The organism is Actinomadura kijaniata (genome assembly GCF_014138665.1).
Classification (GTDB): Bacteria; Actinomycetota; Actinomycetes; order Streptosporangiales; family Streptosporangiaceae; genus Spirillospora; species Spirillospora kijaniata.
On sequence record NZ_JACJIA010000005.1, the window covers coordinates 336,130 to 353,777 of the forward strand.

At 74.7% G+C, this 17,648-nt stretch carries 15 protein-coding genes; 13 read left to right on the forward strand and 2 right to left on the reverse strand.

Features of this window, described 5'->3' with window-relative positions; all coding sequences use genetic code 11:
- Positions 1 to 57 precede the first annotated feature (57 nt).
- The gene (locus HNR61_RS21380) at positions 58 to 1,188 is read right to left on the reverse strand and encodes a hypothetical protein (protein WP_182844939.1); all 1,131 of its coding nucleotides are present in this window, start codon (positions 1,186 to 1,188) and stop codon (positions 58 to 60) included.
- 58 nt (positions 1,189 to 1,246) lie between these two features.
- Positions 1,247 to 2,818: an MFS transporter gene (locus tag HNR61_RS21385; RefSeq protein WP_376770268.1), complete on the reverse strand. Its 1,572-nt coding sequence runs from the start codon at positions 2,816 to 2,818 to the stop codon at positions 1,247 to 1,249.
- Positions 2,819 to 3,041: 223 nt separating this feature from the next.
- On the opposite strand from HNR61_RS21385, the gene HNR61_RS21390 reads away from it, so the two are divergent.
- The 13 genes from HNR61_RS21390 (at position 3,042) to lysX (ending at position 17,642) form a co-directional block, all read left to right on the forward strand.
- A complete protein-coding gene (locus HNR61_RS21390; RefSeq protein WP_182844941.1) occupies positions 3,042 to 4,028 on the forward strand; it encodes a sigma-70 family RNA polymerase sigma factor in 987 nt (328 codons plus the stop codon).
- A 102-nt stretch (positions 4,029 to 4,130) separates the two neighbouring features.
- Positions 4,131 to 4,889, forward strand: a complete 759-nt coding sequence (locus tag HNR61_RS21395) for a CoA transferase subunit A (protein ID WP_182844942.1) — start codon at positions 4,131 to 4,133, stop codon at positions 4,887 to 4,889.
- Positions 4,889 to 5,530 (forward strand): CoA transferase subunit B, encoded by a 642-nt coding sequence (locus tag HNR61_RS21400; protein WP_182844943.1) that lies wholly within the window; start codon positions 4,889 to 4,891, stop codon positions 5,528 to 5,530. Before HNR61_RS21395 ends, HNR61_RS21400 begins: the two co-directional genes overlap by 1 nt.
- The gene (gene pcaH, locus HNR61_RS21405) at positions 5,527 to 6,195 is read left to right on the forward strand and encodes a protocatechuate 3,4-dioxygenase subunit beta (RefSeq protein ID WP_182844944.1); all 669 of its coding nucleotides are present in this window, start codon (positions 5,527 to 5,529) and stop codon (positions 6,193 to 6,195) included. The genes HNR61_RS21400 and pcaH overlap by 4 nt, the downstream gene beginning before the upstream one ends.
- Positions 6,192 to 6,731: a protocatechuate 3,4-dioxygenase subunit alpha gene (pcaG, locus tag HNR61_RS21410; RefSeq protein WP_182844945.1), complete on the forward strand. Its 540-nt coding sequence runs from the start codon at positions 6,192 to 6,194 to the stop codon at positions 6,729 to 6,731. Before pcaH ends, pcaG begins: the two co-directional genes overlap by 4 nt.
- A complete protein-coding gene (pcaB, locus tag HNR61_RS21415) occupies positions 6,721 to 7,917 on the forward strand; it encodes a 3-carboxy-cis,cis-muconate cycloisomerase (RefSeq protein WP_182844946.1) in 1,197 nt (398 codons plus the stop codon). The genes pcaG and pcaB overlap by 11 nt, the downstream gene beginning before the upstream one ends.
- Positions 7,914 to 8,672, forward strand: a complete 759-nt coding sequence (gene pcaD / locus HNR61_RS50010; protein WP_312898015.1) for a 3-oxoadipate enol-lactonase — start codon at positions 7,914 to 7,916, stop codon at positions 8,670 to 8,672. The genes pcaB and pcaD overlap by 4 nt, the downstream gene beginning before the upstream one ends.
- Positions 8,662 to 9,087: a 4-carboxymuconolactone decarboxylase gene (gene pcaC / locus HNR61_RS50015; RefSeq protein ID WP_312898016.1), complete on the forward strand. Its 426-nt coding sequence runs from the start codon at positions 8,662 to 8,664 to the stop codon at positions 9,085 to 9,087. The genes pcaD and pcaC overlap by 11 nt, the downstream gene beginning before the upstream one ends.
- Positions 9,084 to 9,881, forward strand: a complete 798-nt coding sequence (locus HNR61_RS21425; RefSeq protein ID WP_312898017.1) for an IclR family transcriptional regulator — start codon at positions 9,084 to 9,086, stop codon at positions 9,879 to 9,881. The genes pcaC and HNR61_RS21425 overlap by 4 nt, the downstream gene beginning before the upstream one ends.
- Before the next feature lie 74 nt (positions 9,882 to 9,955).
- Positions 9,956 to 11,113: a 4-hydroxybenzoate 3-monooxygenase gene (locus HNR61_RS21430; RefSeq protein WP_182844947.1), complete on the forward strand. Its 1,158-nt coding sequence runs from the start codon at positions 9,956 to 9,958 to the stop codon at positions 11,111 to 11,113.
- A 98-nt stretch (positions 11,114 to 11,211) separates the two neighbouring features.
- On the forward strand, positions 11,212 to 11,856 hold the full coding sequence (locus tag HNR61_RS21435; protein WP_182844948.1) for a TetR/AcrR family transcriptional regulator: 645 nt from the start codon (positions 11,212 to 11,214) through the stop codon (positions 11,854 to 11,856).
- 140 nt (positions 11,857 to 11,996) lie between these two features.
- Positions 11,997 to 14,198: an MMPL family transporter gene (locus HNR61_RS21440; protein WP_182844949.1), complete on the forward strand. Its 2,202-nt coding sequence runs from the start codon at positions 11,997 to 11,999 to the stop codon at positions 14,196 to 14,198.
- Between the two features lie 165 nt (positions 14,199 to 14,363).
- Positions 14,364 to 17,642 (forward strand): bifunctional lysylphosphatidylglycerol synthetase/lysine--tRNA ligase LysX, encoded by a 3,279-nt coding sequence (gene lysX, locus HNR61_RS21445; RefSeq protein ID WP_376770264.1) that lies wholly within the window; start codon positions 14,364 to 14,366, stop codon positions 17,640 to 17,642.
- Positions 17,643 to 17,648: the final 6 nt, after the last annotated feature.

Sequence of the window (17,648 nt, forward strand, 5' to 3'; positions counted from 1 at the left end):
CCTCCGTTGTCGTCACTTGGACGATAACTGGGGACCGGAATTTTCTCAAGGTGAGAATTACTTGAGGATCCCCTGGAGGAAGAAGATGATCAGGGAGGCGAGGATGCCGGTGACGTACTGGAGGATCGCCCACGTGCGGACCGGCAGGGTGCGCAGCGCGCGCAGGCTCCGGTAGGTCTCCAGCGCCTCCCGCATCGCCGGGTCGAGGAGCAGGGTGTGCGGCGGCCGCGCCACCTGCGTCAGCAGCGGGCCGAACGCCTCCTGCTGGTAGGAGCGCACGATCCGCGACAGCGTCCAGAACGGCTGCACCCCCGCGTACAGGGCCAGCGCCGCGGCGAAGACCGGGAACCCGAACACGAACGCGTCGAGCAGCCCCGGCGTCCGCCCGGTCGCGACCGCCACCCCGGCCGCCTCGATCACGACGACCCCCGCCCCGAGGCCCGTGGAGACCAGGACGTAGCAGGTGCACAGCCGCACGATGCCGGGGGTGTGCGCCGGGTCCAGCCACGACAGCCGCAGGTGCGCGGCGCGGCGCAGCCGCAGCGGCACCCGCGCGAGCACGAAGAACCAGTACAGGACGCCGCCGCCGAGGAAGCCCGCCCACGCGGCGGGCAGGTACGGTGCCAGCGCGGAGGTGCCGGTGCCGCCGGGACGCGAGAAGTTCGCGTACGCCGAGCACACGCCGAGGCCCAGCCCCGTCAGCGAGCACGCGAGCTGCGGCGCGAGGCGCTGCGTCCGCGCCAGCCAGGAGACGAACGCCTCCGCGTCGGGGGAGGTGCACAGCATCTCGCCCACGGGGGCGGCGCTGCGCTCGGCGTACCGCCACCCGGCCCACGCCATCGCCAGCATCAGCGTGCAGACCACCGACAGCAGCGCGCCGTACAGGTGGGACCGCACGGTCAGGTTCGCCCCGATGGCGGTGGTCACCGCGTAGGGCCACGCCCCGAGGACCGCCAGCCGCAGGAACGCCCGGACGGCGGGCCCGCGCACCGCCCCGCGGACGGGCACCGGCCGCGCGATCCGCAGCAGCAGCACCCGCCCGTAACCGGCCCCGATCGCCCGCGCCAGCTCGTAGCGGAACAGCGCGCGCTGCTCGGGGGTGCAGGAACCCCGGTCGGCCTCGACCAGGGAGGCCACCGGGTCGGCGGACATGGGGGAGTCGTCCCGCTCGGCCTCGAAAACGCCCATGACCCCGCCTCGGATCGCCCGTCCCCATCGTGACGGCACGAGGCCCGCGCGTCCATGCTCAGTCGGCGACCGGAACAGGATCCCTTCGCGCCCCGTCCGGCGCGGCCTCCGTCGGGCGCAGATGGCGCAGCGTCACCGCCGCCAGCACCGCCAGCCCGGCCGCCAGCACCGCGCTGAGGACGACGGTCACCTGCAACCCGGTCACGAACGCCGCCCGCGCGGCCTCCAGCAGCTCGGCGCCGGCCGCGCCCGGCAGCCGCCCGGCCGCCTCCGCCGCACCCGTGATCCCTCCGCGCGCGGCCGCCGCCGCGTCGCCGGGGACGCCGCCGGGAACCTCCAGGTCGGCGCGGTAGACGGCCCCGGCCAGGCTGCCCAGCGCGGCGACGCCCAGCGCGATGCCGAACTCGGCGCTGGTCTCCGACATCGCCGACGCCGACCCGGCCCGTTCCGGCGGGGCCGCGCCCAGCACCAGCTCGGTGCAGATCGCCCCCATCGGCCCGGCGCCGAAACAGACGACCACGTGCCCGAGCACCAGCACACCCACGTCGGAGGAGTCCCGTACCTGGGCGATCAGCAGCAGGCCGGTCGCGGCGACCGCCATGCCGGCCGCCAGCACGTACGCCGGGCGCAGCCGCCGGGCCGCCAGCGGCGACAGCGTCGTGCCCGCCACCATCGCGACCGCGCCCGGGATCGTCCACAGGCCCGCGACGAACGGCGACAGCCCCGCCACCAGCTGGAGGTACAGGCTGATCAGCAGGAAGCTGCCGACCATCGTCACCGCGCCCAGCAGCATGATCGTCAACCCCGCGCGGATCGACCGGTCGGCGACCAGCCGCAGGTCCAGCAGCGGGTCGGCCAGCCGCCGCTGCCGCCGGACGAACAGCGCGCCCACCGCCAGCCCGGCCACCGCCGCCAGCGCCGGGCCCGCCGCCGGGCCCTGCCTGGCGATCTCCTTCAGCCCGTAGACCAGCGGCAGGACCGCGCCCAGCGACAGCGCCACGCTGGCGAGGTCGAGACGCCCGCCGCGCGGGTCGCGGTACTCGGGCAGCAGGAACGGCGCGGTGGCCATCAGCAGCACCATCACCGGCACGCCCAGCAGGAACGCCGACCCCCACCAGAAGTGCTCCAGCAGAGCCCCGCCGACCAGCGGCCCGACCGCCGTGCCGCCCATGAACGCGCTCATCCACACCGCGATCGCCACGCCGCGCTGCCGGGCGTCGGCGAACATGTTCCCGATCAGCGCCAGCGTGGACGGCATCAGCGTCGCGCCCGCGATCCCCAGCACCGCGCGGGCCCCGATCAGCATGGCCGGACCGGTGGAGCAGGCGGCCAGCACCGACGCGGCGGCGAACGCCGCCGAGCCCACCAGCAGCAGGCGGCGGCGGCCGATCCGGTCGCCCAGCGAGCCCATCGTCACCAGGAACCCGGCGATCATGAAGCCGTACACATCCATGATCCACAGTTGTTCGACGGCGTCCGCGCCGAGGTCGGCGCTCAGCCGCGGCAGCGCCAGGTACAGCACGCTCATGTCCAGGGCCAGCAGCAGCGTGGGCAGCGTCAGCACGGCCAGCCCCGTCCACTCCCGCCGCCCGGCGCGCGGCGGGGCGCCGTCCCCCGACGTGGTGGCGATGTCCATCGTGGTCCTCTCCGTCTCGGTACGGTCGCCAGTACCGACCGTGGACCGGCGCCGGAAGCATCGCCGAAGCCGAACATTTTTTCGATTTGGTTCGCTTTCGGCACTGCGGCCACGGGAGGCCACCGCGGTTGCCGTGGTTCCCCTCCGTTTTGTCGGTGGGGTGTCCTAACGTCGGAGGCAGGGCATTGCCGCTGTGCAGCAGACCGAGGTGACGACCATGGGCAACAGCACGATCGAGCAGGACAGGGCCTTCCAGGAACTCGTCGACCCCTACCGGCGCGAGCTGCTGGCGCACTGCTACCGGATGCTCGGCTCCATCCACGACGCCGAGGACCTGCTCCAGGAGACCTACCTGCGGGCCTGGCGGTCCTACGACGACTTCGAGGGACGCTCCTCGCTGCGGACCTGGCTGTACCGGATCGCCACCAACGCGTGCCTGACCGCCATCGAGCAGCGCGGCAGGCGGCCCATGCCGTCCGGGCTGGGCGCGCCCACCGACGAGCCGGAGCGGCCGGTCTTCGCCTCGCCCGAGGTGCCCTGGCTGGAGCCGGTGCCCGACACCGTGCTGGACGCCGACCCCTCCGACCCGGCGACGATCGTGGCGGCCCGCGAGAGCACCCGGCTGGCGTTCATCGCCGCGCTCCAGCACCTGCCCGCCAAGCAGCGGGTCGTGCTGATCCTGCGGGACGTCCTCAAGTGGAAGGCCGCCGAGGTCGCCGAGCTGTTCGACACCTCGGTCGCCTCGGTCAACAGCGCCCTGCAGCGCGCCCGCGCCCAGTTGGAGCAGGCCGCCCCCGAGCGCGACGAGCTGGCCGAGCCCACCGACCCCGAGCAGCGCGCCCTGCTGGAGCGCTACGCCAGGGCGTTCGAGGACGCCGACATCGCGGCCCTGGTGGAGCTGTTCAAGCAGGACGCGACCTGGGAGATGCCGCCTTTCCCACAGTGGTTCTCCGGCATTGACCACATCGCCCGGCTCATCGCCGCCCAGTGCGCCCCGTCGCCCGGCGACCTGCGCATGGTGCCGACCGCGGCCAACGGGCAGCCCGCGTTCGGGATGTACCGGCGCGGCCCGGACGGCGCCTACCACCCGTTCCAGCTCGAGGTCGTCACCATCGCGGACGGGCGGATCTCGCACGTGGCGGCGTTCCTCGACACCACGCTGTTCCCCTACTTCGGCCTCCCGGAGGCGCTCCCCGCCGGATAGCCGCCCTTTTCCGCTGAGCGGAAAGCGCCCGTGCCCGCCTCCCGGGGAACCTGGGAAGGTGAGGGCGGTGTTGTTCCACTCAGCGGAAGGGGGCACCTCGGCGTGACACTCGACAAGGTCGTGGCCTCGGCAGAGCAGGCCGTCGCCGACATCGGCGACGGGGCGTCGCTGGCGGTCGGCGGCTTCGGGCTGTGCGGCGTGCCCGCGGTCCTCATCGGCGCCCTGTACGACCGGGGCTCGACCGGCCTGCGGGTCGTGTCCAACAACTGCGGCCTGGACGGCCGGGGCCTCGGGCAGTTGCTGGCCGCCGGGCGGATCGCCCGCGCCATGGGCTCCTACGTGGGCGAGAACAAGGAGTTCGCCCGCCAGTACCTGGCCGGCGAGATCGAGGTCGAGCTGATGCCGCAGGGCACCCTCGCCGAACGGCTGCGCGCCGGGGGCTCGGGCATCCCGGCGTTCTACACCCCCGCCGGGGTCGGCACCCTGGTCGCCGAGGGCGGGCTGCCCTGGCGCTACCACGCCGACGGCAGCGTGGCGGTCGCCTCCCCGCCCAAGGAGGTCCGCGAGTTCGGCGGCCGCTCCTACGTGCTGGAGGAGGCCATCACCACCGACTTCGCCCTGGTGCGCGCGGCCCGGGGCGACCGGCACGGCAACCTCGTGTTCCACCAGGCCGCCCGCAACTTCAACCCCCTCGCCGCGATGGCCGGGCGGATCACGGTCGCCGAGGTGGAGGAGCTGGTCGAGCCCGGCGACCTCGACCCCGACGCCGTGCACCTGCCGGGCGTGTTCGTGCAGCGCGTCCTCCCGCTCACCCCCGAGCAGGCCGCCGACAAGCCCATCGAGAAGAGGACGACGCGCTGATGCCCTGGACCCGCGAACAGATCGCCGCCCGCGCCGCCGCCGAACTCCCCGACGGCGCCTACGTCAACCTCGGCATCGGCCTGCCCACCCTGATCCCCGGCTTCCTGCCCGAGGGGCGCCAGGTGGTGCTGCACGCCGAGAACGGCGTCCTCGGCGTCGGCCCCTACCCGACCGAGGACGAGGTCGACCCCGACCTCATCAACGCGGGCAAGGAGACCGTCACCCTGCTGCCCGGCGCGGCGGCGTTCGACTCCTCGCTGTCGTTCGGCATGATCCGCGGCGGCCACATCGACATCGCCGTGCTCGGCGCCATGCAGGTCTCGGCCCGCGGCGACCTGGCCAACTGGTCGGTCCCCGGAAAGATGATCAAGGGGATGGGCGGCGCGATGGACCTGGTGCACGGCGCCCGCAAGGTGATCGTGGTGATGAGCCACACCGCCCGCGACGGCTCACCCAAGATCGTCAACGAGTGCGCGCTGCCGCTCACCGGCGCGCGCTGCGTCGACCGCGTCATCACCGACCTCGGCGTGCTGGACGTCACCGACGACGGCCTGGTGCTGGTGGAGACCGCACCCGGCGTCACCCCCGACGAGATCCGCGCCGCCACCGAACCCCCGCTGAAGGAGGCGGTCCACCCGTGACCCACCCCCCGTACCTGTACCCGGCCTACAAGAGCACCGTCCTGCGGGCCCCCTCGCGGGAGCTGGTGCTGCCCAAGCTCGGCCCCGACAGCGTGGAGCTGACCTCCCCGGTGTTCGGGCACGCCGAGCTCGGCGCGCTGGACAACGACCTGACCAAGCAGCACCCGGCCGAGCCGATCGGCGAGCGCATCATCGTCACCGGCCGCCTGCTGGACTCCACCGGCCGCCCGGTCCCGGGCGCGCTGGTCGAGGTCTGGCAGGCCAACGCCACCGGCCGCTACGCCCACCTGCGCGACCAGCACCCGGCGCCGCTGGACCCCAACTTCACCGGCGCGGGCCGCACCCTCACCGACGCCGAGGGCCGCTACCGGTTCGTCACGATCAAGCCGGGCGCCTACCCGTGGCGCAACCACCACAACGCCTGGCGGCCCGCCCACATCCACTTCTCGGTGTTCGGCACGGCGTTCACCCAGCGGCTCGTCACCCAGATGTACTTCCCGGGCGACCCGCTGTTCGCCCACGACCCGATCTTCCAGTCGATCCCCGACGAGAAGGCCCGCCAGCGCCTGGTCTCCCGCTTCGACCTGGACACCACCGTGCCGGAGTGGGCCCTGGGCTACCAGTTCGACATCGTGCTCGGCCAGACCCCGACGGAGGACGCATGACCACCCCCTCGCAGACCGTCGGCCCCTTCTTCGGCTACGCCCTGCCCTACGACGGCGGACCCGACCTGGTCCCCGGCTGGCGGACCGGCGCGATCAGGCTGCACGGCCGCGTCCTGGACGGCGCGGGCGACCCGGTCCCCGACGCGGTCGTGGAGATCTGGCAGCTCGACGGCGACGGCCGGGTCCCCCGCAGGCAGGGCGCGCTGCGCCGCGAGGACGACGCGTTCTCCGGCTTCGGCCGCTGCCCCACCGACCTCGACGGCCGCTACCACTTCACCACCGTCCGGCCCGGCGCGGCCGGGGACGGCTCGGCGCCCTACATCGCCGTGCAGGTGTTCATGCGGGGCCTGCTGCGGCAGGTGTTCACCCGCCTGTACTTCCCCGAGGACACCGCCGCCCACGCCGCCGACCCGGCGCTGAACGAGGTCCCCGCCGACCGCCGGGCCACCCTGGTCGCCGCGGCCGAGGGGGAGCGGGCGTACCGTTTCGACATCCGCATGCAGGGCGAACAGGAGACGGTCTTCTTTGCCTTCTGACCCTTCCGACCTCGACACCGGCCTCGACGCCGGCCTGCTGTCCCCGGTCCGCGCCGGGACGCGGGCCGAGGCGGCGACCGGCGACCGGGCCTGGCTCCAGGCGATGCTGGACGCCGAGGCCGCGCTGGCCCGCGCCCAGGCCCGCCTGGGGATCATCCCCGGCGAGGCCGCCGAGGCCATCGCCGCCGCCGCGGACGCCGACCGGATCGACCTGCCCGCGCTGGCCCGCCGGGCCCGCGGCGCCGGGAACCCCGTCGTCCCGCTGGTGAAGGACCTGCGCGCGCTCGCCGGAGCGGCGGGCGAGCACGTCCACCGGGGCGCGACCAGCCAGGACATCGTGGACACCGCCGCGATGCTGGTGGCGGACCGGACCAGGCGCGTCATCCTCGCCGACCTGAACACGGCACTGGACGCGCTGGCCGGTCACGCCGAACGGCACCGCGACACGCCCATGGCGGGCCGCACCCTGGGCCGCCAGGCGCTGCCGGTGACGTTCGGGCTGAAGGCGGCGGGCTGGCTGCTCGGCCTGCTGGAGGCCCGCGACCGCCTGGCCGCCGTGGCGCTGCCGGCCCAGCTCGGCGGCGCGGCCGGAACGCTCGACGCCTACGGCGACCGGGCGCTGGACCTGGCGGCCGCGTTCGCCGCCGAGACCGGCCTGGCCCGGCCCGACCTGCCCTGGCACACCCGCCGCACCCCGGTCGCCGAGCTCGGCGCGGCCCTGGCGCTGGTCGCCGGGGCCCTCGGCAAGATCGCCACCGATGTGGCGGTGCTGGCGCAGAGCGAGATCGACGAGGTCGCCGAGGCCGCCGGGCCCGGCCGCGGCGGCTCCTCGGCGATGCCGCACAAGCGCAACCCCGCCCTGGCCGTCCTGATCCGGTCGGCCGCGCTCCAGGTCCCCGCGCAGGCGCAGATCCTGCTGGCCGCCCAGGCGGCGCCGCTGGAACGCCCGGCGGGGGAGTGGCACGCCGAGTGGCAGCCGCTGCGCGAGTGCCTGCGGCTGGCCGGCGGCGCCGCCGCGACCGCCGCCGAGCTGCTGCCCGGCCTGGAGGTCCGCCCCGACCGGATGCGCGCCAACCTCGACGGCCTGCTGGCCGTCCTGGCCGACCACGGCGGGCCCGCCGGCACCGGCGCGGCGTCCGCGCTGGTGGACCGGGCGCTGGCGACCTACCGGAAGAGCCCCGCATGATCCTGCGCCACCGCGTCGACGGCCCGGCGGACGCGCCGCCGCTGGTCCTCGGCCCCTCCCTGGGCACCACCGCCGACCTGTGGCGGCCGCAGATGGAGGCGTTCACCGCCCGGTACCGGGTCGTGCGCTACGACCTGCCGGGCCACGGCGCAACCCCGGCCGCGACCGGCTTCACCGTCGACGACCTCGCCGACGCCGTCGTGGCGCTCCTGGACGGGCTCGGCGTCGGCCGCGCCGCCTACGCCGGGGTCTCCCTCGGCGGGGCCGTCGGCACGGCCCTGGCGCTGCGCGCCCCCGAACGCCTCACCGCCCTCGTACTGTGCTGCACCTCGCCGCGCTTCGGCGACCCGCAGGGGTGGCGGGACCGGGCCGCGCTGGTCCGCCGCGAGGGCGTCGGCCCGGTCGCCGACTCCGCGCCGGGCCGCTGGTTCACGCCGCGCTTCACCGGCGCCGGGCCCTACGCGGCGATGCTGCGCGCCACCGACCCCGAGGGATACGCGGCGTGCTGCGACGCGCTGGCCGCGTTCGACGCGACCGCCCGCCTCGGCGAGATCACCACGCCCACGCTGGTGATCTCCGGGGCCGAGGACCTGCCGACCCCGCCCGCCGGGCACGGCCGGGTCCTGGCCGAGGGCGTCCCCGGCGCGGCCCACACGGTCGTCGAGGCCGCCGGGCACCTGGCGAACGCCGAACGCCCCGGCCCCGTCACCGAAGCGATCATCAAGCATCTGGAGGGAACCCGCGATGGACGGTGACACCATGGACGGCGACGCGAGGGACGGCGGCAGGATGGACGACGCGCGGCGGCACGCCGCGGGCATGAGGGTCCGCCGCGAGGTGCTCGGCGACGCCCACGTGGACCGCGCCGTCGCCCGCACCAGCGACCTCACCGCCGACTTCCAGGACCTCATCACCCGCTACGCCTGGGGCGAGATCTGGACCCGGCCCGGCCTGGACCGCCGCACCCGCAGCTGCGTCACCCTCACCGCCCTGGTCGCCGGCGGCCACCTGGAGGAGCTGGCGATGCACGTGCGGGCCGCGCTGCGCAACGGCCTGACCCCCGAGGAGATCAAGGAGGTCCTCCTCCAGACGGCCGTCTACTGTGGGGTTCCCGCCGCCAACGCGGCCTTCGCCGTCGCGCAGCGGGTGCTCGAGGAACGACCGGAGTGATCGAAGTGGCCGAGCGGACACGCCCGCCGAGCGTCGCGGGCAAGGTGATGGCGATCCTGGACGCGTTCGCCGACGGCGGGGTCCGCCTCACCCTCAGCGAGATCTGCCGCCGCGCGGGGCTGCCGCCCGCCACCGGGCACCGCCTGGTCGGCGAGCTGACGGCGGGCGACTTCCTGGAACGCGCCCCCGACGGCACCTACCACGTCGGCACCCGGCTGTGGCGGATCGGGACCCGGGCCGGGGCCGTCACCGGGCTGCGCGAGCTGGCGCTGCCCCACATGGAGGACCTCTACGAGGCCACGCACGACAACGTCCAGCTCGCCGTCCTGCGCGACGGCAGCGCCCTGTACCTGGAACGGCTGCGCGGCACCCGCTCGGTGCCGATCGTGACCCACGTCGGGTCGGCGCTGCCGCTGCACGCCACCGGCGTCGGCAAGGTGCTGCTGGCCTTCGCTCCCGAGCGGGAACGCGAGGCGGTGCTGGCCGCCGGGCTGCCCGCGCTCACCCCCCGCACCATCACCGACCCCGAGCGGCTGCGGCGCTGCCTGGCCGAGGTCCGCCGCGACGGCTACGCCGTCACCCGCGACGAGATGACCATCGGCGCGGCCTCGGTCGCCGCCCCCGTCCGGGCCGCCGACGGCACCGTCGTGGCCGCGCTGTCGCTGGTCGCCCGCACCCGCAGCGCCGACCTGCGGCGGCTGCTGCCGCCCCTGACCACCGCCGCGCGCGCCCTGTCCCGCGACGTGGCCGTGCACTGGCGCGGCGATGCCGCCGCCCGGCGCGACAGCGCCTGACCCCCGCCGGCCTCCCGCCCGACCCACGCCTGAGCCACGGCGCCCCACCCCCGACCCCACCCAAGGAGATCCTCATGCGCACCCAGGTCGCGATCATCGGCGCAGGGCCCGCCGGACTGCTGCTGTCCCAGCTGCTGCACCGGCAGGGCATCGACTCGGTGGTGCTGGAGAGCCGCGACCGCGCCTACGTCGAACGCCGCCAGCGCGCCGGGATGCTGGAGCAGAACACCACCGACGTGCTGCGCGACACCGGCGTCGGCGGGCGCCTGGACCGCGAGGGCCTGGTCCACCACGGCCTGGAGCTGCGGTTCGGCGGGGCCGGGCACCGCGTCCCGATCACCGACCTGACCGGCCGCACCGTGACGATCTACGCGCAGACCGAGATCGTCAAGGACCTGGTCGAGCGGCGGCTCGCCGACGGCGGCGACGTCCGCTTCGAGGCCGAGGTCCTGGCCGTCGACCCGGCCGCGCCCAGCGTCACCTTCCGCCAGGACGGCACCGAGCACGTCCTGGAGTGCGACTACATCGCCGGGTGCGACGGCTTCCACGGCGTCAGCCGCCCCGCCGTCCCGGACGTGCGGACCTTCTCCCGCGAGTACCCGTTCGCCTGGCTCGGCATCCTCGCCGACGTCCCGCCGTCCACCGACGAACTGATCTACGCCCATCACGAGCGCGGTTTCGCCCTGCACAGCCTGCGCTCGCCCAAGGTCAGCCGCCTGTACCTCCAGGTCGCGCCCGACGAGGACCTCGGCGCCTGGTCCGACGCCCGGATCTGGGACGAGCTGGCCGCCCGGTTCGCCACGGGCGACGGCTGGGAACTGCGCGAGGGCCCCATCACCGACCGGGCGATCACCCCGATGCGCAGCTTCGTCGCCGAGCCGATGCGCCACGACAGGCTGTTCCTGGCCGGGGACGCCGCGCACATCGTGCCGCCCACCGGGGCCAAGGGCCTCAACCTGGCCGTCGCCGACGTGACGGTCCTGGCCGAGGCGCTCACCGAGCGCTACGCCTCCGGCTCCGAGACCCTGCTCGACGGCTACTCCGAGCGCTGCCTCAGGCGCGTCTGGCGGGCCGAGCACTTCTCCTACTGGATGACGACGCTGCTGCACACCGACCCCGGGGCCACCCCGTTCGAGCACCGCCTCCAGCGCTCGCACCTGGACTACGTCGTCTCCTCCCAGGCCGCGATGACCTCCCTGGCCGAGAACTACGCGGGGTTGCCGCTGAAGTAGCCCGTGACCTGGGCCGATGTGTACTGAGATGCATATCACGCAACTTTGCATATCCGGAAATTTTGCGGACCACGCAGGTTTGTCCTAGCGTGGTCCGCATGACCGTGCATGGACTCCGTGAACGCAAGAAGGCCGCGACCCGGCAGGCGCTCAGCCGCGCCGCCGTGCGGCTGGCGCTGGAGCACGGCGTCGCCGGGGTGACGGTCGAGGCGGTCGCCGAGGCCGCCGGGGTGTCGGCGCGCACCTTCCACAACTACTTCCCGGGCAAGGAGGAGGCGATCGTCGCCCCGCTCCTCGACGGGGCGCGGACCGGTCTCGACACCCTGGCGTCCCGCCCGGCGGACGAGCCCCTCTGGGACACCCTGCACAACGTCGCCAGGGTCGCCCTGGCCTCGTTCGGCGACCGCGCCGAGACCCTCGCCCTGGTCCGCGTGGTCCTCGCCGAGCCCGTTCTGATCGCCCGGGAGCTGTCCGGGCTCGACGAGATGCTGCGGCGCGCCACCGAGCTGATCGCCGAACGCTCCGGCACCGACCCCGCGCGCGACGTCTACCCGCACCTGATGGCGGGCGCGGCGGGGCTGGCGCTGCGCACCGCGATGGCGATGTGGGCCGAGGGCCCCGACGGCGCCGACCCCGGCACGCTGGTCGACGAGGCCTTCCTGTGGCTTCGCTCCGGGCTGCCCACCCCCCACGGGCCCGCGGAGGAGGCCCCACCGGAGGGCGCGGGGACCGCGCCCGCCTAGACCCCCGACCGCCGGGCCGGACGGCCGCCGCACGGCCCGGAGACGGCACCCGGCGGCCCATCCCACCCCTGAAGGCCCGGCGGCCGGCCCGCCACCGGGCGAGGCAAGCATGTCCGGCAACCATCGAGGGGAAGACACCCGTGGCCACGTTCCTGTACCGGCTCGGCCGGTTCTCGTTCCGGCGGCGATGGCTGGTCGCCGCGCTGTGGGCGGGCCTGCTCGTCCTGGCGGGCGTCGGCGCCGCCACCCTGAAGGGCCCCACCGCCAACGACTTCTCGATGCCCGGCACCGAGTCCCAGCAGGCCATGGACCTGCTGAAGGAACGGATGCCGCAGGCCAACGCCGACGGCGCGACCGCCCGCGTGGTGTTCCGCGCGCCCGGCGGTGAGAAGATCACCGCCCCGGCGTCGAAGGCGGCCGTGGACGGGGTGGTCGCGAGGCTGCGGACCGCGCCGAAGGTCGCCTCCGTCGCCGACCCGTTCCAGACCAGGGCCGTCTCGCCCGACGGGCGCACCGCCTACGCCCAGGTGGCCTACAAGGTGTCGCCGATCGACGTCACCGGCGCCGACCGCGACGCCCTGAAGGCCGCGGCCGAGCAGGGCCGCGCCGCCGGGCTGACCGTCGAGTACGGCGGCAGCGCCACCCAGGGCATCCCCGAGCAGAGCGCCACCGAGATCATCGGTGTGGCGGTCGCCGCCCTGGTGCTGGTCATCACGTTCGGCTCGCTGATCGCCGCCGGGCTGCCGCTGCTGAACGCGCTGCTGGGCGTCGGCATCGCGATGGCGACGATCACCGCCGCCACCGGCCTGATCGAGATGAGTTCCACCACCTCCACCCTGGCGCTGATGCTGGGCCTGGCGGTGGCCATCGACTACTCGCTGTTCATCGTCTCCCGCTACCGCGCCGAGCTGCGCGAGGGCCGCGCGCCCGAGGAGGCCGCCGGCCGCGCCGTCGGCACCGCCGGGTCGGCCGTGGTGTTCGCCGGTCTCACCGTGGTGATCGCGCTGGCCGGGCTGATGGTGGTGAACATCCCGATCCTCACCGAGATGGGGCTGGCCGCCGCGTTCGCCGTGGTCGTCGCCGTCCTCATCGCGCTCAGCCTGCTGCCCGCCCTGCTCGGCATGGCCGGGCGCCGGGTGCTGGGCGGCCGCATCCCCGGCCTGCGCGGCGGCCCCGCCGAGGGCAGGGCCCCGCTGGGCGAGCGCTGGGCCCGGTTCGTCGTGCGGCGCCCGCTGCCGGTGCTGCTGCTGGCCGTCGCCGCCATGGGCGCGGTCGCCTACCCGGCCACCGACCTGCGCCTGGGCCTGCCCGGCGACGAGGTCGCCGCGCCCGACACCACCCAGCGCAAGGCCTACGACCTGATCGCCGAGGGCTTCGGCCCGGGCGTCAACGGCCCGCTGATGGTCGTCGTGGAGTCCGGCTCCGGCGGCGGCGTGCAGGAGCCCGCGCAGCGCTTCGCCGGGGAGCTCCAGCGCATGAGGGACGTGGCCGTGGTGACCCCGCCCGCGCCCAACCCCGCCGGGAACACCGCGCTGCTGACCGTCGTGCCGAAGAGCGGCCCCAGCGACAAGGCCACCGAGGACCTGGTCGCCGCCATCCGCGACCGGGGCGGCGACCTGCGCGAGACCACCGGCGCGCGCGCCATGGTCACCGGCTCGACCGCCATGAACATCGACATCTCGGCCAAGCTGTCGGACGCCCTCGTCCCCTACCTGCTGGTCGTGGTCGGGCTGGCGTTCCTGCTGCTGACCCTGGTGTTCCGGTCGCTGCTGGTGCCGCTGAAGGCCACCGCGGGCTTCCTGCTCACCGTCGCCGCCACCTTCGGCGCGGTCGTGGCGGTGTTCCAGTGGGGCTGGCTGGCCGAGGTGTTCGGCGTCCCGGAGACCGGGCCGATCATGAGCCTGCTGCCGATCCTGCTGATCGGCGTGGTGTTCGGCCTCGCCATGGACTACCAGGTGTTCCTGGTCACCGGGATGCGCGAGGCGTACGTGCACGGCGCGGCGCCGCGCGAGGCCGTGGTCGCCGGGTTCCGGCACGGCGCGCGGGTCGTCACCGCCGCCGCCGTCATCATGATCGCGGTGTTCGCCGGGTTCGTCGCCTCCGACGAGACGATGATCATGATGATCGGGTTCGCGCTGGCCGCGGGCGTCGCGTTCGACGCGTTCGTGGTCCGCATGACCATCGTCCCGGCCGTGATGGCGCTGCTCGGCCGGTCGGCGTGGTGGCTGCCGCGCTGGCTGGACCGGCTGCTGCCCGACGTCGACGTCGAGGGCGAGAAGCTGCGGCACGCCCTGCCCGGCGCGGCCGAGGACGAGCCCGTCCCGGCGGCGGCCCGCACCTGACCGCGGGGCGGCCTCCGGCGCGGCGGCGCCCGACCAAGGTCGGGCGCCGCCGCGACTTTCGTCGGTGTTATCGCTGATCACGCCACGGGTACCCTGACCAGGTGCGGCGGCGGGGAGGACCGCGCCGGGCACGCGGGGGCCGGGGGACAGATGCGCGTCGGAAGGGTGATCGAGCGGGTACCGGAGATCGTCTCCTGGTACCTGCTGGTGTCGGGGATCGTCTCGATCGTGGCATGGGTGTCGGCCCGGTTGTCGGCCACCTGGTTCGACGACCTGGCGAGCGTGTGGGTGCTGCGCTGGATCGGGTACTTCGGCTGGTGGGCCAGCCTGCCCTGGGGCCTGATGATGCTCCTGCTGTCGGCCGGGGTCCGGCGGCACAAGAAGTCGGCGTGGCGGATCACCTCCCTGGTGATCGGCGCGTACTTCGCGCTGCTGGTGCTGACCGTGCTGCTCAACGCGGTGGAACCGCCGCAGGACCCGGAGCTGCGGACCGGCGGGGGCGAGTGGATCGCGGCCGTCGCCTACGGGCTGGTGCTGACGCTGCTGCTGGCCGCCCGCCGCGAGTTCTCCGCGCTGCCCGACCGGGCCAACCGGCGGCTGGCGCTGGCCGTCTTCGGCGCGCTGGTGCTGGTCAGCGGCGTGGTCGGGGTGACGCTGGTGCACCTGACGGACACCGACCCCCGGGGCGGGTTCTGGACCCAGCCGGTCTACGTGGTGCTCCAGACGGTGCTGGGCGCGGGCGTCACCGGCAGCACCGTCTACGTCGCGGTCCCCGCCTGGGTGGACTTCATCCTCGGCGTGGTCGGCGCGGGCCTGCTGGTGCTGACCATGTGGGCGCTGTTCCGGCCCGCCCGCCGGCCGGCGCAGCTGTCGGCCGAGGAGGAGCTGCCGGCGCGGCGGCTGCTGGCCGAGCACGGCGAGGACGACTCCCTCGGCTACTTCGCGCTGCGCCGCGACAAGGACGTCATCGTCGCGCCCAACGGCAGGGCCGCCATCGCCTACCGCGCCCAGGGCTCGGTCTGCCTGGCCAGCGGCGACCCCCTCGGCGACCCCGAGTCGTGGGGGCAGGCGATCGAGGCGTGGCTGGCCGAGTGCCGCGCCCACTCCTGGACGCCCGGCGCGGTCAGCGCCGGCGAGCGCGCCGCCGTCGAGTACCGCAGGCACGGCCTGAACGTCCTGGAGCTCGGCGACGAGGCGATCCTCGACCTGTCGGAGTTCAACCTGGACGGCCGGGAGATGCGGCCGGTGCGCCAGGCGGTGCGCCGCGTCGAGCGCGCCGGGTACACCGTCCGCGTCCGCCGCCACTCGCAGATCCCGGCCGCCGAGATGGCCGCGATCGTGCAGCGCGCCGACCACTGGCGCGAGGGCGAGACCGAACGCGGCTTCTCCATGGCCCTCGGCCGGCTCGGCGACCCCACCGACGGGCGCTGCGTGATGGTGGAGGCGTTCGACGCCCAGGGCGAGCTGCGCGGGCTGCTCAGCTTCGTGCCGTGGGGCCGCTCCGGGCTGTCGCTGGACCTGATGCGCCGCGACCGGGCCGCCGAGAACGGCCTGAACGAGTTCATGGTCGCCAAGCTCGCCGAGGGCGCGGGCGCCATCGGCGTGCGCCGGGTCTCGCTGAACTTCGCCATGCTGCGGGCGGTGTTCGAACGCGGCCAGCAGATCGGCGCCGGGCCCGTCGTCCGGCTCGCCTACCGGTGGCTGTCGCTGGCCTCCCGCTTCTGGCAGCTGGAGTCGCTGTACCTGGCCAACGCCAAGTACCACCCCGAGTGGGTGCCGCGCTTCATCTGCTTCCCGCACGGCAGCACCGGCCTGATCCGCGTCGGCGTCGCCTACGCGGTCGCCGAGGGCTTCCTGCCGAGCTTCGGCCGCCGCCGGCTGGAGCAGGCCGCGGGCGCGGTGCCCTCCGCCGGGCTCGTCGCGCGGATCAGGGAGATCGAGGACAGCGCCGAGGCGCTGCGCGCCCCGCAGCGGCGGCTGTCGGAGCAGGAACGCGTCCGGCACGACAAGCTCGCCAGGATCGAGGCGGCGGGGATGGAGCCCTACCCGCTCGGCTTCGACCGCACCGCCCTGGCCGCCGACCTGCGCGCCCGGTTCGCCGGGCTGGCCGCCGACACCCGCACCGGCGAGCGCGCCGCCGTCGCCGGGCGGATCATGCTGGCCCGCGAGCACGGCCGGCTGGTCTTCGCGACCCTGCGCGACGAGAGCGCCGACATCCAGGTGATGCTGACCGCCGACCGGCTGGGGCCGGAGAGCCTGCGCACCTGGCGGTCGCTGGTCGACCTCGGCGACCAGGTCGGCGTGGCCGGCGAGGTCGTCACCTCCCGCAAGGGCGAGCTGTCGGTGCTGGCCGACTCCTGGACGCTGACCGCCAAGTCGCTGCACCCGCTGCCCGACAAGCGCTCCGGGCTGTCGGACCCCGAGGCCCGGGTGCGGCTGCGCGCCGTCGACCTGATCGTCAACGACGAGTCCCGGCGGATGCTGCGGATGCGCGGCGACGCGGTGGCGGCCGTCCGCGACGTGCTGCGCGACCGCGGCTACCTGGAGGTCGAGACCCCGATCCTGCAGCCCGTCCACGGCGGCGCGGCGGCCCGGCCGTTCACCACCCGGATCAACGCCTACAACATGCGGATGTACCTGCGGATCGCGCCCGAGCTGTACCTCAAGCGGCTGCTGGTCGGCGGGCTGGGCAAGGTCTTCGAGATGGGCCGCGACTTCCGCAACGAGGGCGTGGACGCCACCCACAACCCCGAGTTCACGATGCTGGAGGCGTACGAGCCCTACGGCGACTACGACACCATGGCCGCGCTGACCCGCGACCTGGTCCTGGCCGGGACCCGTGCCGCGCTCGGCACCACGGTCGTGGCGCGCGGCGGCGTCGAGTACGACCTGGCCGAGCCCTGGCACGCGATCACCGTGTACGGGTCGGTGTCGGAGGCGCTCGGCGAGGAGGTCACCCCGGACACCCCGCGCGCGGCGGTGGCCCGCCACGCCGCCCGCGCCGGCGTGGCCGACGTCCCCGAGTGGGGCCAGGGCCGCCTGGTGCAGGAGCTGTACGAGGCGCTGGTCGAGGACGAACTGCGATGGCCGACGTTCGTGCGCGACTACCCGGCCGAGACCTCCCCGCTGACCCGGCCGCACCGCGACGACCCGCGGCTGGCCGAGAAGTGGGACCTGATCGTGTTCGGCATGGAGCTGGGCACCGCCTACTCGGAGCTGATCGACCCGATCCTCCAGCGGCGGCGGCTCACCGAGCAGTCGTTGCTGGCGGCGGGCGGCGACCCCGAGGCCATGGAGCTGGACGAGGACTTCCTGCGCGCCCTGGAGTACGGCATGCCCCCGGCGGGCGGCATGGGCATGGGCGTGGACCGGTTGCTGATCGCGCTCACCGGCCGCTCGATCCGCGAGACGATCGCGTTCCCGCTGGTGCGCCCGGGCCGCTGAGCGGGC

Bases quoted from the DNA above. Each gene is read 5' to 3' on its own strand.
- pcaG (WP_182844945.1), top strand. From the start codon at position 6,192: ATGACCACCCCCTCGCAGACCGTCGGCCCCTTCTTCGGCTACGCCCTG.
- pcaD (WP_312898015.1), top strand. From the start codon at position 7,914: ATGATCCTGCGCCACCGCGTCGACGGCCCGGCGGACGCGCCGCCGCTG.
- pcaC (WP_312898016.1), top strand. From the start codon at position 8,662: ATGGACGGTGACACCATGGACGGCGACGCGAGGGACGGCGGCAGGATG.
- HNR61_RS21380 (WP_182844939.1), bottom strand. From the start codon at position 1,188: ATGGGCGTTTTCGAGGCCGAGCGGGACGACTCCCCCATGTCCGCCGAC.
- HNR61_RS21435 (WP_182844948.1), top strand. From the start codon at position 11,212: ATGACCGTGCATGGACTCCGTGAACGCAAGAAGGCCGCGACCCGGCAG.
- HNR61_RS21400 (WP_182844943.1), top strand. From the start codon at position 4,889: ATGCCCTGGACCCGCGAACAGATCGCCGCCCGCGCCGCCGCCGAACTC.
- HNR61_RS21430 (WP_182844947.1), top strand. From the start codon at position 9,956: ATGCGCACCCAGGTCGCGATCATCGGCGCAGGGCCCGCCGGACTGCTG.
- HNR61_RS21390 (WP_182844941.1), top strand. From the start codon at position 3,042: ATGGGCAACAGCACGATCGAGCAGGACAGGGCCTTCCAGGAACTCGTC.